General features: G+C 35.7%; 11 protein-coding genes and 5 tRNA genes. All 16 read left to right on the forward strand.

The genetic code is table 11. The annotated features are described in order from the left end of the window. The first annotated feature begins 36 nt into the window (after positions 1-36). The 16 genes from hpf to ACGK9U_RS15380 all read left to right on the forward strand — a co-directional run bounded on the left by hpf (position 37) and on the right by ACGK9U_RS15380 (position 14,236). Positions 37-339: a ribosome hibernation-promoting factor, HPF/YfiA family gene (gene hpf, locus ACGK9U_RS15305; RefSeq protein WP_394467392.1), complete on the forward strand. Its 303-nt coding sequence runs from the start codon at positions 37-39 to the stop codon at positions 337-339. A 100-nt stretch (positions 340-439) separates the two neighbouring features. Further along, a tRNA-Thr gene (locus ACGK9U_RS15310) sits at positions 440-513 on the forward strand. A gap of 62 nt (positions 514-575) precedes the next feature. Next, positions 576-657, forward strand: a tRNA-Tyr gene (locus ACGK9U_RS15315). Positions 658-825: 168 nt separating this feature from the next. Next, positions 826-898 (forward strand) — tRNA-Gly (locus ACGK9U_RS15320). Positions 899-966: 68 nt separating this feature from the next. Continuing rightward, positions 967-1,038: transfer RNA gene (locus ACGK9U_RS15325), tRNA-Thr, on the forward strand. 67 nt (positions 1,039-1,105) lie between these two features. Further along, a complete protein-coding gene (gene tuf / locus ACGK9U_RS15330) occupies positions 1,106-2,293 on the forward strand; it encodes an elongation factor Tu (protein ID WP_394467393.1) in 1,188 nt (395 codons plus the stop codon). A gap of 60 nt (positions 2,294-2,353) precedes the next feature. Continuing rightward, positions 2,354-2,426, forward strand: a tRNA-Trp gene (locus ACGK9U_RS15335). Positions 2,427-2,545: 119 nt separating this feature from the next. Next, positions 2,546-2,740: a preprotein translocase subunit SecE gene (secE, locus tag ACGK9U_RS15340; RefSeq protein ID WP_132216631.1), complete on the forward strand. Its 195-nt coding sequence runs from the start codon at positions 2,546-2,548 to the stop codon at positions 2,738-2,740. A gap of 9 nt (positions 2,741-2,749) precedes the next feature. Then, positions 2,750-3,304, forward strand: a complete 555-nt coding sequence (gene nusG / locus ACGK9U_RS15345; RefSeq protein ID WP_394467394.1) for a transcription termination/antitermination protein NusG — start codon at positions 2,750-2,752, stop codon at positions 3,302-3,304. Between the two features lie 76 nt (positions 3,305-3,380). Then, positions 3,381-3,818 (forward strand): 50S ribosomal protein L11, encoded by a 438-nt coding sequence (gene rplK / locus ACGK9U_RS15350; protein ID WP_394467396.1) that lies wholly within the window; start codon positions 3,381-3,383, stop codon positions 3,816-3,818. Positions 3,819-3,838: 20 nt separating this feature from the next. Beyond that, complete coding sequence (gene rplA, locus ACGK9U_RS15355) at positions 3,839-4,528, forward strand: 50S ribosomal protein L1 (RefSeq protein WP_394467397.1); 690 nt, start codon at positions 3,839-3,841, stop codon at positions 4,526-4,528. 19 nt (positions 4,529-4,547) lie between these two features. Beyond that, the gene (rplJ, locus tag ACGK9U_RS15360) at positions 4,548-5,069 is read left to right on the forward strand and encodes a 50S ribosomal protein L10 (RefSeq protein ID WP_394467398.1); all 522 of its coding nucleotides are present in this window, start codon (positions 4,548-4,550) and stop codon (positions 5,067-5,069) included. A 65-nt stretch (positions 5,070-5,134) separates the two neighbouring features. Further along, positions 5,135-5,512, forward strand: coding sequence for a 50S ribosomal protein L7/L12 (gene rplL, locus ACGK9U_RS15365; protein WP_209655999.1), 378 nt, complete (start codon positions 5,135-5,137; stop codon positions 5,510-5,512). A 125-nt stretch (positions 5,513-5,637) separates the two neighbouring features. Beyond that, positions 5,638-9,450 (forward strand): DNA-directed RNA polymerase subunit beta, encoded by a 3,813-nt coding sequence (gene rpoB, locus ACGK9U_RS15370; protein WP_394467402.1) that lies wholly within the window; start codon positions 5,638-5,640, stop codon positions 9,448-9,450. A 75-nt stretch (positions 9,451-9,525) separates the two neighbouring features. After that, complete coding sequence (gene rpoC, locus ACGK9U_RS15375; protein ID WP_394467399.1) at positions 9,526-13,827, forward strand: DNA-directed RNA polymerase subunit beta'; 4,302 nt, start codon at positions 9,526-9,528, stop codon at positions 13,825-13,827. A 91-nt stretch (positions 13,828-13,918) separates the two neighbouring features. Continuing rightward, complete coding sequence (locus tag ACGK9U_RS15380; RefSeq protein ID WP_394467400.1) at positions 13,919-14,236, forward strand: DUF3467 domain-containing protein; 318 nt, start codon at positions 13,919-13,921, stop codon at positions 14,234-14,236. Positions 14,237-14,465: the final 229 nt, after the last annotated feature.

Genomic DNA, 14,465 nt, shown 5'->3' on the forward strand with positions numbered 1-14,465 from the left:
CAAGAGAGTTATTGTCTAACACAAAAAACACAAAGTATGAAAGTAATCACGCAATCAGTTAATTTTAATGCAGACAAAAAATTAATAAACTTCATTCAAAAGCGAATGGATAAGTTGGATATGTTTTATGATAAAGTCATTCAATCAGATGTTTTTCTAAAAGTAGAAAACACCAGTGATAAAGAAAATAAAATATTTGAAGCAAGGGTAAGTGTTCCAGGCGATAGTTTTGTAGTTAAAAAACAATGCAAAAGCTTTGAAGAAGGAGCTGATATGGCAGCATCGTCGTTAGAAAGACAGTTAAAAAAGAGAAAAGAAAAATTAAGAGCACATTTATAATAAAATTTCTTAAAAAATGTTTTGAATAAAAAAATAAATCTATACATTTGCAGTCCGTTAGAAATAGCGGGCTTTTTTTATGCGTAAAAAGTGTAAAAACGCCGATGTAGCTCAGCTGGCTAGAGCAGCTGATTTGTAATCAGCAGGTCGTGGGTTCGAGTCCCTCCATCGGCTCTTTTTAAATATGTAGTTCCTGATTGGAATTTGTATTTTAGAAATTGAAATTTTGATAATTTGGGGAGATACTCAAGCGGCCAACGAGGGCAGACTGTAAATCTGCTGACTACGTCTTCGCAGGTTCGAATCCTGCTCTCCCCACAAACAATTTCTAATTAAGGAGTTGTCAAAAGCTCGCTTTTGTAAAACTGCGTTTAAAATTGTTTGGATTGGGTCGCCAATCCAGGAACACCGAACAAATGTGAGGTAATCCTATAAAAACATGAACTTTGAAATATTGAAACCATACAAGCGAAAGCTTGTTAAAATGCGAGAGTAGCTCAGTTGGTAGAGCGTCAGCCTTCCAAGCTGAATGTCGCCGGTTCGAACCCGGTCTCTCGCTCAATAGTTTACGGGTTACGATATGCGATTTCGAATCGTAAATCAAAAATCGGCAATCGTAAATGAAACGCCGGTGTAGCTCAGGGGTAGAGCGTTTCCTTGGTAAGGAAGAGGTCACGAGTTCAATTCTCGTCATTGGCTCAATTTTGATTAAAAATTAGAATACACTAATATTATTATATAACTAAGATTAAATTATTTAAAAAACATGGCAAAGGCAACTTTCGATCGTTCAAAACCACACTTAAATATTGGTACAATTGGACACGTAGATCACGGTAAAACAACTTTAACTGCTGCTATTACTAAAGTATTAGCTGATGCAGGTTTATCAGAAGCAAAATCATTCGATCAGATTGACAATGCTCCAGAAGAAAAAGAAAGAGGTATTACAATTAATACTTCTCACGTAGAATATTCAACAGCTAACCGTCATTACGCTCACGTTGACTGTCCAGGTCACGCGGATTACGTAAAGAACATGGTAACTGGTGCTGCTCAAATGGACGGCGCTATCTTGGTTGTTGCTGCAACTGATGGTCCAATGCCACAAACTCGCGAGCACATCCTTTTAGGACGTCAAGTAGGTATTCCTCGTATCGTTGTATTCATGAACAAAGTGGATATGGTTGACGATGAAGAGTTATTAGAGTTAGTTGATATGGAAATTAGAGATTTATTATCTTTCTACGAATATGATGGAGATAATGGACCTGTAATTGCTGGTTCTGCTTTAGGTGCACTTAACGGTGAACAAAAATGGGTAGATACAGTTTTACAATTAATGGAAGCTTGTGATACTTGGATTGAAGAGCCATTACGTGAGGTTGATAAGCCTTTCTTAATGCCTATCGAAGACGTATTCTCTATTACTGGTCGTGGTACTGTTGCAACTGGTCGTATTGAAACTGGTATTGCTAAAACTGGAGATCCGGTTGAAATTATTGGTATGGGTGCTGAGAAATTAACATCTACTATCACTGGTATCGAGATGTTCCGTCAAATCCTTGATAGAGGTGAAGCTGGAGATAACGCAGGTATCTTATTAAGAGGTATTGAGAAAACTCAAATCTCTAGAGGTATGGTTATCGTTAAGCCAGGTTCTGTAACGCCGCACGCTAAATTCAAAGCTGAGGTTTATATCTTGAAAAAAGAAGAAGGTGGACGTCACACACCATTCCACAACAACTACCGTCCACAGTTCTACGTACGTACAACTGACGTAACTGGAAACATTGCGCTTCCTGATGGAGTTGAAATGGTTATGCCTGGAGATAACTTAACTATTACTGTTGAACTTATCCAAAAAATTGCAATGAACGTTGGTTTACGTTTCGCAATCCGTGAAGGTGGTCGTACAGTAGGTGCAGGTCAGGTAACTGAAATTTTAGACTAAGAAGTTTAATATATAATAAGCTAAGGTATTCCGTATTTCGGAATACCTTGACTTATGTTTACGGGTTTAGCTCAGTTGGTAGAGCACTGGTCTCCAAAACCAGGTGTCGAGAGTTCGAGTCCCTCAACCCGTGCATAGTAAGCATGTTACTCAAGGTAATTGGCTTAAATAAAATAAAGAAAAAAAGATTTCACTTAAATCAATTTTAAATTGATAGACAGAAATTTTTAATCTGTTGAAAAAAATATATAAATGGCTGGAATTGTAAATTACGTAAAAGAATCATTTGGCGAACTTAAAAATAATGTGAGCTGGCCAACTTGGGCAGAAGCACAAAGTTTAACTGTTTTAGTTGCTGTATTTTCAATTATATTTTCCTTAGCAATTTGGGGAATTGATACAGTATTCAGTAAAGTGATAGCATTTTATTTTCAATTGATTAGTTAAAGAAGAAATATGTCTGAGGTAAGCGAAAAAAAATGGTATGTTGTTAGGGCTGTAAGTGGTCAAGAAAATAAGATTAAAACTTATATTGAGAATGAAATTGCTCGTTTAGGTTTTCAAGATTATGTTGATCAAGTATTGGTTCCAACAGAACGCGTGATTCAAATACGTAACGGAAAAAAAATACACAAAGAAAAAGTGTTTTTTCCAGGTTACATCATGATTCAAGCCAACTTATCAGGTGAGATTCCTCATATCATCAGATCGGTTACAAACGTAATTGGTTTTTTAGGTGAAACAAAAGGAGGAGACCCTGTGCCGTTAAGACAATCTGAAGTAAACAGAATGTTAGGTAAAGTAGATGAGTTGTCGGTTGAAGAAAACACAACTGTAGCCATACCGTTTACAAAAGGAGAAACTGTAAAAGTTATTGATGGCCCATTCAATGGATTTGATGGAACTATCGAAAAAATAAATGAAGAAAAGCGTAAACTAGAAGTAATGGTGAAGATTTTTGGAAGAAAAACACCATTAGAGCTAAGTTATATGCAGGTTGAAAAAGTATAATAATTGTTACACTATATAAAAAGATGCGTTCTTTTGCTTCCTTATAAAAGAAGCGTATCGACTTAAATTATTAAAAATGGCAAAAGAAATTGGTAAAGTAGTTAAGTTACAAGTTCGGGGAGGTGCTGCGAATCCGTCGCCACCGGTTGGACCCGCTTTAGGTGCTGCTGGGGTTAACATTATGGAGTTCTGTAAGCAATTTAATGCTAGAACACAAGATAAGCCAGGTAAAGTATTACCTGTTGTTATCACCGTATATAAAGACAAGTCTTTCGACTTCGTTATTAAAACGCCTCCGGCTGCAGTACAATTATTAGAAGCGGCCAAGTTAAAAAGTGGTTCAGGAGAACCAAACCGAAAAAAAGTAGCTAAAGTTTCATGGGATCAAATCAAAACTATAGCAGAAGATAAAATGGTAGATTTAAATGCATTTACTATTGAAGCTGCTATGACAATGATAGCTGGTACCGCAAGGTCTATGGGTATAACCGTGACTGGAAACGCACCAAAGTAATCTATAAAAGACATTAAAAAATGGCAAGATTAACAAAAAAGCAAAAAGAAGCTTTAGCAAAAATAGAAAAAGGGAGAGTTTACTCTCTTGATGAAGCATCTGCGTTAGTAAAAGAAATTACTAATACAAAGTTTGATGCATCAGTAGATATTGCTGTACGTTTAGGAGTAGATCCACGTAAAGCAAACCAGATGGTTAGAGGAGTGGTTTCATTACCTCACGGAACTGGTAAAGACATGAAAGTATTAGCATTAGTAACTCCAGACAAAGAAGCAGAAGCTAAAGAGGCTGGAGCAGATTACGTTGGATTGGATGATTATCTTGAAAAAATCAAGAATGGTTGGACTGATGTAGACGTTATTATTACTATGCCTAGTGTAATGGGTAAATTAGGTCCGTTAGGACGTGTATTAGGTCCTCGTGGTTTAATGCCTAACCCTAAAACTGGTACAGTAACTATGGATGTTGCTAAAGCTGTAACAGAAGTTAAAGCTGGTAAAATTGACTTTAAAGTTGATAAAACCGGTATCGTGCATGCTGCAATAGGAAAAGCATCTTTTAGTGCTGATAAAATTGCTGGTAATGCAACAGAATTAATTCAAACATTAATAAAACTTAAGCCAACAACTGCTAAAGGTACATACGTAAAAAGTATTTTCCTTTCTAGTACTATGAGTCCTAGTGTTGCTGTTGATCCTAAAGTTGGTTAATTAGTTAAATACTTTTATTATGACAAGAGAAGAAAAATCACAAGTAATTGAGGACTTAACTGCAGAATTAGCCAATAATGCGAACATTTATGTAGCAGATATTTCAGGATTAAATGCATTAACAACCTCAGAGCTACGTCGTGCTTGCTTTAAAGCAAACATTAAATTAGCAGTCGTTAAAAATACATTACTTGAAAAAGCAATGGAAGCATCTGATAGAGATTTCGGAAACCTTCCAACAGTTTTAAAAGGAAATACATCTGTGATGTATTCTGAAACAGGTAATGCACCAGCAAAGTTAATTAAAACCTTCCGCAAAAAATCAGAGAAGCCTTTATTAAAAGGTGCATTTATTGAGGAGTGTGTTTATATTGGCGACAACCAATTAGACATGTTAGTTGATATCAAGTCTAAAGAAGAGTTATTAGGAGAGATTGTAGGATTGTTACAATCGCCTGCTAAAAACGTTGTTTCGGCACTTAAATCAAGTGGTGGAAAATTAGCTGGTATCTTAAAAACACTATCTGAAAAAGAAGGATAGTATTAAACAGTACGCACTATATTACAATTATATTAAAATTAAAAATTTATTAAAAACGATAGAAAATGGCAGATTTAAAAGATTTCGCAGAACAATTAGTTAACTTAACTGTAAAAGAAGTAAACGAGTTAGCAACAATATTAAAAGAAGAGTACGGTATTGAGCCTGCTGCTGCTGCTGTAGCAGTTGCTGCTGGTCCTGCTGCAGGTGGTGATGATGCTGCTGAAGCTCAAACTGAGTTTACAGTTGTATTAAAAGCTGCTGGTGCATCTAAATTAGGTGTTGTAAAATTAGTTAAAGAATTAACTGGTTTAGGATTAAAAGAAGCAAAAGAATTAGTTGACGGAGCTCCAAGTAATGTAAAAGAAGGAGTATCTAAAGACGAAGCTGAAGCTTTAAAAGCATCTTTAGAAGAAGCTGGAGCAGAGGTTGAGCTTAAATAAGCTTAGCTACCAAAACACATAAAGGTTTAGGTCTGGAGTTTAACCTTCAAGACCTAAACCATTTTGCGTATATAATAATTAGATACGCCATAACTATTATTTTTTAATCAAAATTCCGTCCATTGATGTTATCAACACAAGCTGAAAGATTAAATTTCTCGTCTATTGTAAATAGAACAGAATATCCAGACTTCTTGGATATTCAGATTAAATCCTTCCAGGATTTTTTCCAATTAGAAACAAAGTCTGAAGAGAGAGGCGATGAAGGTCTATACAATACCTTCATGGAGAACTTTCCAATTACTGATTCTCGTAATCAATTTGTTTTAGAATTTTTAGATTACTTTGTAGATCCACCAAGATATGCCATTGATGAGTGTATAGAAAGAGGACTTACTTATAGCGTTCCGCTTAAGGCAAGGTTAAAGTTGTATTGTACAGACCCTGAACATGAGGATTTCGAGACCATTGTTCAAGATGTGTACTTAGGAACGATACCTTACATGACGCCAAGTGGTACTTTTGTTATCAATGGTGCAGAACGTGTCGTAGTATCTCAATTACACCGTTCACCAGGGGTATTCTTTGGTCAGTCATTCCATGCTAATGGAACAAAATTATATTCAGCAAGAGTAATTCCTTTTAAAGGTTCTTGGATTGAATTTGCTACAGATATTAACCAGGTAATGTATGCTTACATTGATAGAAAGAAAAAATTACCTGTTACTACTTTGTTCAGAGCTATTGGTTTTGAGCGTGATAAAGATATCTTAGAGATTTTCGATTTAGCTGAAGAAATTAAAGTATCTAAAACAGGACTAAAAAAATACCAAGGACGTAAATTAGCGGCACGTGTACTTAATACATGGCATGAGGATTTTGTTGATGAAGATACAGGTGAAGTAGTATCTATCGAGCGTAATGAAATTATTCTTGATCGTGATACTATTTTAGATAAAGATAACATTGAAGAAATTATTGAAGCTGATGTGAAGGCGATTCTTTTACACAAAGAAAGCGCAGAACAAGGTGATTATGCCATTATTCACAACACACTTCAAAAAGATCCAACAAACTCTGAAAAAGAGGCTGTTGAACATATATACAGACAATTGCGTAACGCAGAACCGCCAGATGAGGAAACTGCACGTGGCATCATTGATAAGTTATTCTTCAGTGATCAACGTTACTCTTTAGGTGAAGTTGGGCGTTACAGAATGAACAAAAAATTAGGTCTTAATATTGAAATGGATAAGCAAGTGCTTACCAAAGAAGATATTATTACCATTATTAAATATTTAATCGAGCTTATCAACTCTAAAGCTGAGATTGATGATATTGACCACTTATCTAACCGTCGTGTACGTACTGTAGGTGAGCAATTATCGCAACAGTTTGGTGTTGGTTTAGCGCGTATGGCACGTACCATTCGTGAGCGTATGAACGTTCGTGATAACGAGGTGTTTACTCCAATCGATTTAATTAACGCTAAGACTTTATCGTCTGTTATTAATTCATTCTTTGGAACAAACCAGTTATCTCAATTCATGGATCAAACAAATCCATTAGCGGAGATTACTCATAAGCGTCGTTTATCTGCACTAGGACCAGGAGGTTTATCTCGTGAAAGAGCAGGTTTCGAGGTTCGTGACGTTCACTATACACATTACGGTCGTTTATGTCCAATTGAAACTCCTGAGGGACCAAACATTGGTTTAATATCATCACTTTCAGTGTTTGCTAAAGTGAACGGAATGGGATTCATCGAAACTCCTTACCGTCCTGTAACTGATGGTGTGGTTGACATTAAAAACCAACCAGTATATTTAAGTGCTGAAGAAGAAGAAGGGAAATTAATCGCGCAAGCTACTGTTAAAGTAGATGAAAGTGGTAAAATTTTACACGATAAGGTAATTGCGAGAATGGAAGGTGACTTCCCGGTAATGGATCCAGCAAATCTGCATTATACAGACGTTGCACCAAACCAAATCTCGTCTATTTCGGCTTCTTTAATTCCGTTCTTAGAGCATGATGATGCGAATAGAGCCTTGATGGGATCGAACATGATGCGTCAAGCAGTTCCATTATTATTGCCTCAAGCGCCAATTGTTGGTACTGGATTAGAGCGTCAAGTAGCATCAGATTCTCGTGTATTAATTAATGCTGAAGGAAATGGTGAAGTACTTTATGTTGACGCTAATGAAATTAAAATTAGATACGATCGTACTGAAGATGAAGCTAAAGTAAGTTTTGATAGTGATGTTAAAACATACCAGTTAATCAAATTCAGAAAAACGAATCAAGGTACTTCTATCAACTTAAAACCAATTGTGGTTAAAGGAGATAAGGTTGTTAAAGGACAAGTTTTATGTGAAGGTTATGCAACTCAAAAAGGTGAATTAGCTTTAGGTAGAAACATGAAAGTAGCCTTCATGCCTTGGAAAGGGTATAACTTTGAGGATGCGATTGTAATTTCTGAAAAAGTGGTTCGTGAAGATATTTTCACATCTATTCATATCGATGAGTATTCATTGGAAGTTAGAGATACAAAATTAGGTAACGAAGAGTTAACGAATGATATCCCTAACGTTTCTGAAGAAGCTACTAAAGATTTAGATGAAAACGGAATGATTCGCATTGGTGCAGAAGTGAAACCAGGCGATATCTTAATTGGAAAAATTACTCCAAAAGGAGAAAGCGATCCTACTCCAGAAGAAAAATTATTGCGTGCTATCTTTGGTGATAAAGCAGGCGATGTAAAAGACGCTTCGTTAAAAGCTTCACCATCTTTAAATGGTGTTGTTATTGAGAAAAAATTATTCTCTAGAGCAGTAAAAGATAAACGTAAGAGAGCTCAAGATAAAGATGATATTGTTGCATTAGAAGCAATTTACGATAGAAAATTTGAGGATTTAAAGGAGGTTTTAATCGAAAAATTATTCAACATTGTAAATGGCAAAACGGCACAAGGTATTTATAATGATTTGGGTGAAGAAGTATTGCCAAAAGGTAAAAAATTCACTCAAAAAATGTTAAATGCGGTTGACGATTATGCACATTTAGTGTCTGGAAAATGGACAACAGATGATCACACAAATCAATTAGTTGCCGATTTAATCCATAACTACAAAATCAAAGAAAACGACTTACAAGGTTCTTTAAGACGTGAGAAGTTTACCATTTCTGTAGGTGATGAGTTACCTGCAGGTATCATTAAATTAGCTAAAGTTTACATTGCTAAAAAACGTAAACTTAAAGTTGGTGATAAAATGGCAGGTCGTCATGGTAACAAAGGTATTGTAGCTCGTATTGTAAGAGCAGAAGATATGCCTTTCTTGGAAGATGGAACACCTGTTGATATTGTATTGAATCCACTAGGGGTACCTTCTCGTATGAACATCGGTCAGATTTATGAAACGGTGCTTGGATGGGCAGGTCAAAAATTAGGACGCACCTATGCAACGCCCATTTTTGATGGAGCTACTATTGATCAAATCAATGAATTAACTGATGAAGCAGGTATTCCAAGATACGGACATACTTACTTATATGACGGTGGAACAGGTCAACGTTTCGATCAACCAGCAACTGTTGGTGTTATCTATATGTTGAAATTAGGACATATGGTTGATGATAAAATGCACGCACGTTCTATCGGACCTTACTCATTAATTACACAACAACCTCTTGGTGGTAAAGCACAATTTGGTGGTCAGCGTTTTGGTGAGATGGAGGTTTGGGCACTTGAAGCATACGGTGCATCTAGTACACTACGTGAAATCTTAACAGTAAAATCTGATGATGTTATTGGAAGAGCTAAAACGTACGAAGCTATTGTAAAAGGCGAACCAATGCCAGATCCAGGACTACCAGAATCTTTCAATGTATTAATGCATGAATTAAAAGGTTTAGGTTTAGATATCAGATTAGAGGAATAAAAAAAGTATGAAGTTGCAGTATTCAGTTTAAATTTTAAACTGAATACTGAGACTGAGACTGAATACTAAAAGAACATGGCAAGAAAACAAGATAAGAATACAGTAAGAAGATTTAATAAAATCTCTATTGGTTTAGCATCACCAGAGTCTATTTTAGCAGAGTCTAGAGGTGAAGTTTTAAAACCAGAAACTATCAATTATCGAACCCACAAACCAGAAAGAGATGGTTTGTTCTGTGAGCGTATTTTTGGTCCTGTAAAGGATTACGAATGTGCTTGTGGTAAATATAAAAGAATTCGCTACAAAGGTATCGTTTGCGACCGTTGTGGTGTTGAAGTAACTGAAAAGAAAGTACGTAGAGATCGTGTTGGTCACATCAATTTAGTGGTGCCAATCGCTCACATCTGGTATTTCCGTTCGTTACCAAATAAAATAGGATATTTATTAGGCTTACCTTCTAAGAAATTAGATATGATTATTTACTACGAACGTTACGTAGTAATTCAACCTGGTAATGCTAAAAATGAAGAAGGCGAACCATTACAAAAAATGGACTTCTTAACTGAAGAAGAATATTTGAATATTTTGGAATCGCTTCCTCAAGACAATCAATATTTAGATGATAACGATCCAAACAAGTTCCTTGCTAAAATGGGAGCGGAGTGTTTAATTGAGTTATTAGCTAGAATTGATTTAGAAGCGCTTTCATACGAATTGCGTCATAAAGCAAATACTGAAACGTCTAAACAACGTAAAACAGAGGCTCTAAAGCGTTTACAAGTTGTTGAGTCTTTACGTGAGTCGAATCAAAATAGAGAAAACCGCCCTGAGTGGATGATTATGAAGGTCATTCCAATCATCCCACCCGAATTACGTCCGTTGGTACCGTTGGATGGTGGTCGTTTTGCAACATCTGATTTAAATGATTTATACCGTCGTGTTATTATCCGTAATAACCGTTTAAAGCGTTTAGTTGAGATTAAAGCTCCTGAAGTAATTTTACGTAACGAAAAGCGTATGCTACAAGAATCTGTAGATTCGTTATTCGATAATACACGTAAATCTTCAGCTGTTAAAACCGATTCTAACCGTCCTTTAAAATCGTTATCAGATTCATTAAAAGGTAAACAAGGACGTTTCCGTCAAAACCTTTTAGGAAAACGTGTGGATTATTCAGCACGTTCGGTAATTGTTGTTGGACCAGAATTAAAATTACACGAATGTGGATTGCCAAAAAACATGGCAGCAGAACTTTACAAGCCTTTCGTAATTAGAAAATTAATTGAAAGAGGTATTGTAAAAACTGTAAAATCTGCAAAGAAAATTATAGATAAAAGAGAACCTGTGGTTTGGGATATTTTGGAAAACGTTCTTAAAGGACATCCAGTATTACTAAACCGTGCTCCTACGTTACACCGTTTGGGTATTCAAGCATTCCAACCAAAATTAATTGAAGGGAAAGCGATCCAATTACACCCTTTAGTGTGTACGGCGTTTAACGCGGATTTTGATGGGGATCAAATGGCGGTACATTTACCGTTAGGACCAGAAGCTATTTTAGAATGTCAATTATTAATGTTGGCTTCTCATAATATATTAAATCCTGCAAATGGTTCTCCTGTGACAGTACCCTCTCAAGACATGGTACTTGGTCTTTACTATATGACCAAGCTACGTAAGTCTACACCAGAAGCTCCTGTAAAAGGTGAAGGTTTAACATTTTATGCACCAGAAGAGGTTGAAATCGCTTTCAATGAAAAGAAAGTTGATTTGAATGCTGGCATAAAAGTTAGAACTTTAGATATCAATGCAGATGGTAAATTAGAACCAATGATTATTGAAACTACTGTTGGTCGTGTACTTTTCAACCAAAAAGTACCTCAAGCAGCTGGATATATCAACCAGGTTCTTACTAAAAAATCATTAAGAGATATTATTGGTAATATCTTAAAATATACATCAGTTCCTGAAACAGCAGACTTCTTAGATTCTATTAGAGATTTAGGATTTAAGTTTGCATTCCAAGGTGGTTTATCATTTAGTTTAGGTGATATTATCATTCCACCAGAGAAACAAGGAATGATTGATAAAGCGAATACCTTAGTTGATGGTATTATGGGTAACTATAACATGGGACTTATTACCAACAACGAGCGTTATAATCAAGTTATTGATATCTGGACTTCAACTAATGCGGAATTGACTGAATTGTCTATGAAGCGTATTCGTGAAGATCAACAAGGATTCAACTCGGTGTTTATGATGCTTGACTCTGGAGCTCGTGGATCTAAAGAACAGATTCGTCAGCTTACAGGTATGCGTGGATTAATGGCGAAACCTAAAAAATCGAATGCCGGTGGTGGAGAGATTATTGAAAACCCGATTCTTTCTAACTTTAAGGAAGGTCTTTCAATTTTAGAATACTTTATCTCTACGCACGGTGCTCGTAAAGGTCTTGCGGATACGGCTCTTAAAACGGCCGATGCGGGTTACTTAACCCGTCGTTTGGTAGACGTTTCTCAAGATGTTATTATCAACACTGAAGATTGTGGTACTTTAAGAGGTGTTGAAGTAGAACCATTGAAGAAAAACGATGAAGTTGTTGAAACTTTAGAAGAAAGAATTGTTGGACGTGTAGCATTGAACGATGTTTACGATCCATTAACAGATGAATTGTTAGTAGCTTCAGGACAATTAATTGAAGATGATATTGCTAGAAAGATAGAAAGTTCTCCAATTGAAAGTTTAGAAGTACGTTCTGCATTAACTTGTGAGGCGTTACAGGGTATTTGTGCTAAATGTTACGGACGTAACTTAGCTACAGGTAAAATGGTACAACGCGGTGAAGCTGTTGGTGTAGTTGCTGCGCAATCTATTGGTGAACCAGGTACACAGTTAACACTTCGTACCTTCCACGTGGGTGGTATTGCAGGTAATATTTCAGAAGAAAATAAACTAGCAGTTAAATTCAACGGTATTGCCGAGATTGAAGATTTAAAAACTGTTAAAGGAAAAGATGGTGAAGGTAAAGATATCGACATTGTTATTTCCCGTACATCTGAAATTAAATTAGTTGATAAGAAAACAGGTATTACATTAAGCACTAACAATATTCCTTACGGATCTACCTTATTGGTTAAAAACGGACAGGAATTACAAAGAGGCGATGTAGTTTGTACGTGGGATCCATATAACGGTGTAATTATTTCAGAATTTGCTGGAAAAATTAAATACGAAAATATTGAACAAGGTATTACTTACCAAGTTGAAATAGATGAACAAACAGGTTTCCAAGAGAAAGTAATTTCTGAATCTAGAAACAAGAAGTTAATTCCAACACTTCATATTGAAGATGCAAGTGGAGAGACAATTCGTTCTTACAACTTACCAGTTGGTTCGCATTTAATGATTAACGATGGAGAGAAAATTAGCGTAGGTAAAATTTTAGTTAAAATACCTCGTAAGTCTGCTAAAGCGGGTGATATTACAGGTGGTCTTCCACGTGTAACTGAGTTATTCGAAGCTAGAAATCCTTCAAATCCTGCTGTTGTAAGTGAGATTGATGGTGTTGTTTCTTTCGGAAAAATCAAACGTGGTAACCGTGAGATTGTTGTAGAATCTAAATTAGGTGAAGTTAAAAAATACTTAGTGAAACTATCAAATCAAATTCTTGTTCAAGAAAATGATTACGTTAAAGCAGGTATGCCTTTATCAGATGGTTCTATTACCCCAGACGATATTTTAAATATCAAAGGGCCATCAGCAGTACAGCAATATTTGGTAAATGAAGTACAAGAGGTTTACCGCTTACAAGGTGTGAAAATTAACGATAAACACTTTGAGGTTGTTGTAAGACAAATGATGCGTAAAGTACAGATTATTGATTCAGGTGATACACTTTTCTTAGAAGATCAATTAGTTCATAAAGATGACTTTATCCAAGAAAATGATGCCATTTTCGGATTAAAAGTTGTTGAAGACGCGGGAGATTCTACAACCTTTAAACCAGGTAAAATTGTTTCATCACGTGAATTAAGAGATGAAAACTCTATATTAAGAAGAGAAGACAAAAATCTTGTTACAGCTAGAGACGCAAAACCAGCGACAGCTACACCTATATTACAAGGTATAACAAGAGCATCACTTCAAACAAAATCGTTTATATCGGCAGCATCCTTCCAAGAAACAACTAAAGTACTTAACGAAGCAGCAGTAGCTGGTAAAGTTGATAGTTTAGAAGGCTTGAAAGAGAATGTAATTGTTGGGCACAGAATTCCAGCAGGTACAGGTATGCGTAGATATACTGATATTATTGTTGGCTCTAAAGAAGAGTTTGATGAAATGATGCAAGTAAAGCAAGAATTAAATTATAATTAATTATTGTTCCTGCAAAGGTAGGAATGAGTAAAAATAAAAGCCTTCTTGTAAATAAAACTCGAAGGCTTTTTAATTTTAAACCAATAAGATTATGGCAGACGAAAAAGATAGCCCAAAGCCAGGACAAATTAATATTGAATTAGATGAAAAAGTAGCTGAAGGAATTTATTCCAACTTAGCTATTATTAATCATTCAGTATCAGAATTTGTTGTAGATTTTGTTAGTATTATGCCTGGGGTTCCTAAAAGTAAGGTAAAATCTAGAATTATATTAACACCACAACATGCTAAGCGCTTGCTTAAAGCATTGGGTGAAAATGTGGCTAGATTTGAAAATGCCCATGGTGAAATAAAAGATTACGAACAACCGCCTATACCATTAAACTTTGGACCAACAGGTCAAGCATAAGAATTGTAAATTTTAATAAGTATTTTTACATTTAAAAAGGTTGTTCGAAATGTTTCAGCGAACAACCGCCAATACCATTGAATTTTGGACCAACAGGTCAAGCTTAGAATAAAAAAATCCCATTGAAATTTCAATGGGATTTTTTTATATGTACTTGTCCCGTCCTGAAATAGCGATACACTAAAACCTTAGTGTAATGAAAACACCAGAAAACAGTGGGTATGTAAAG

Source organism: Mariniflexile sp. HNIBRBA6329 (assembly GCF_043558645.1).
Lineage (GTDB): Bacteria > Bacteroidota > Bacteroidia > Flavobacteriales > Flavobacteriaceae > Mariniflexile.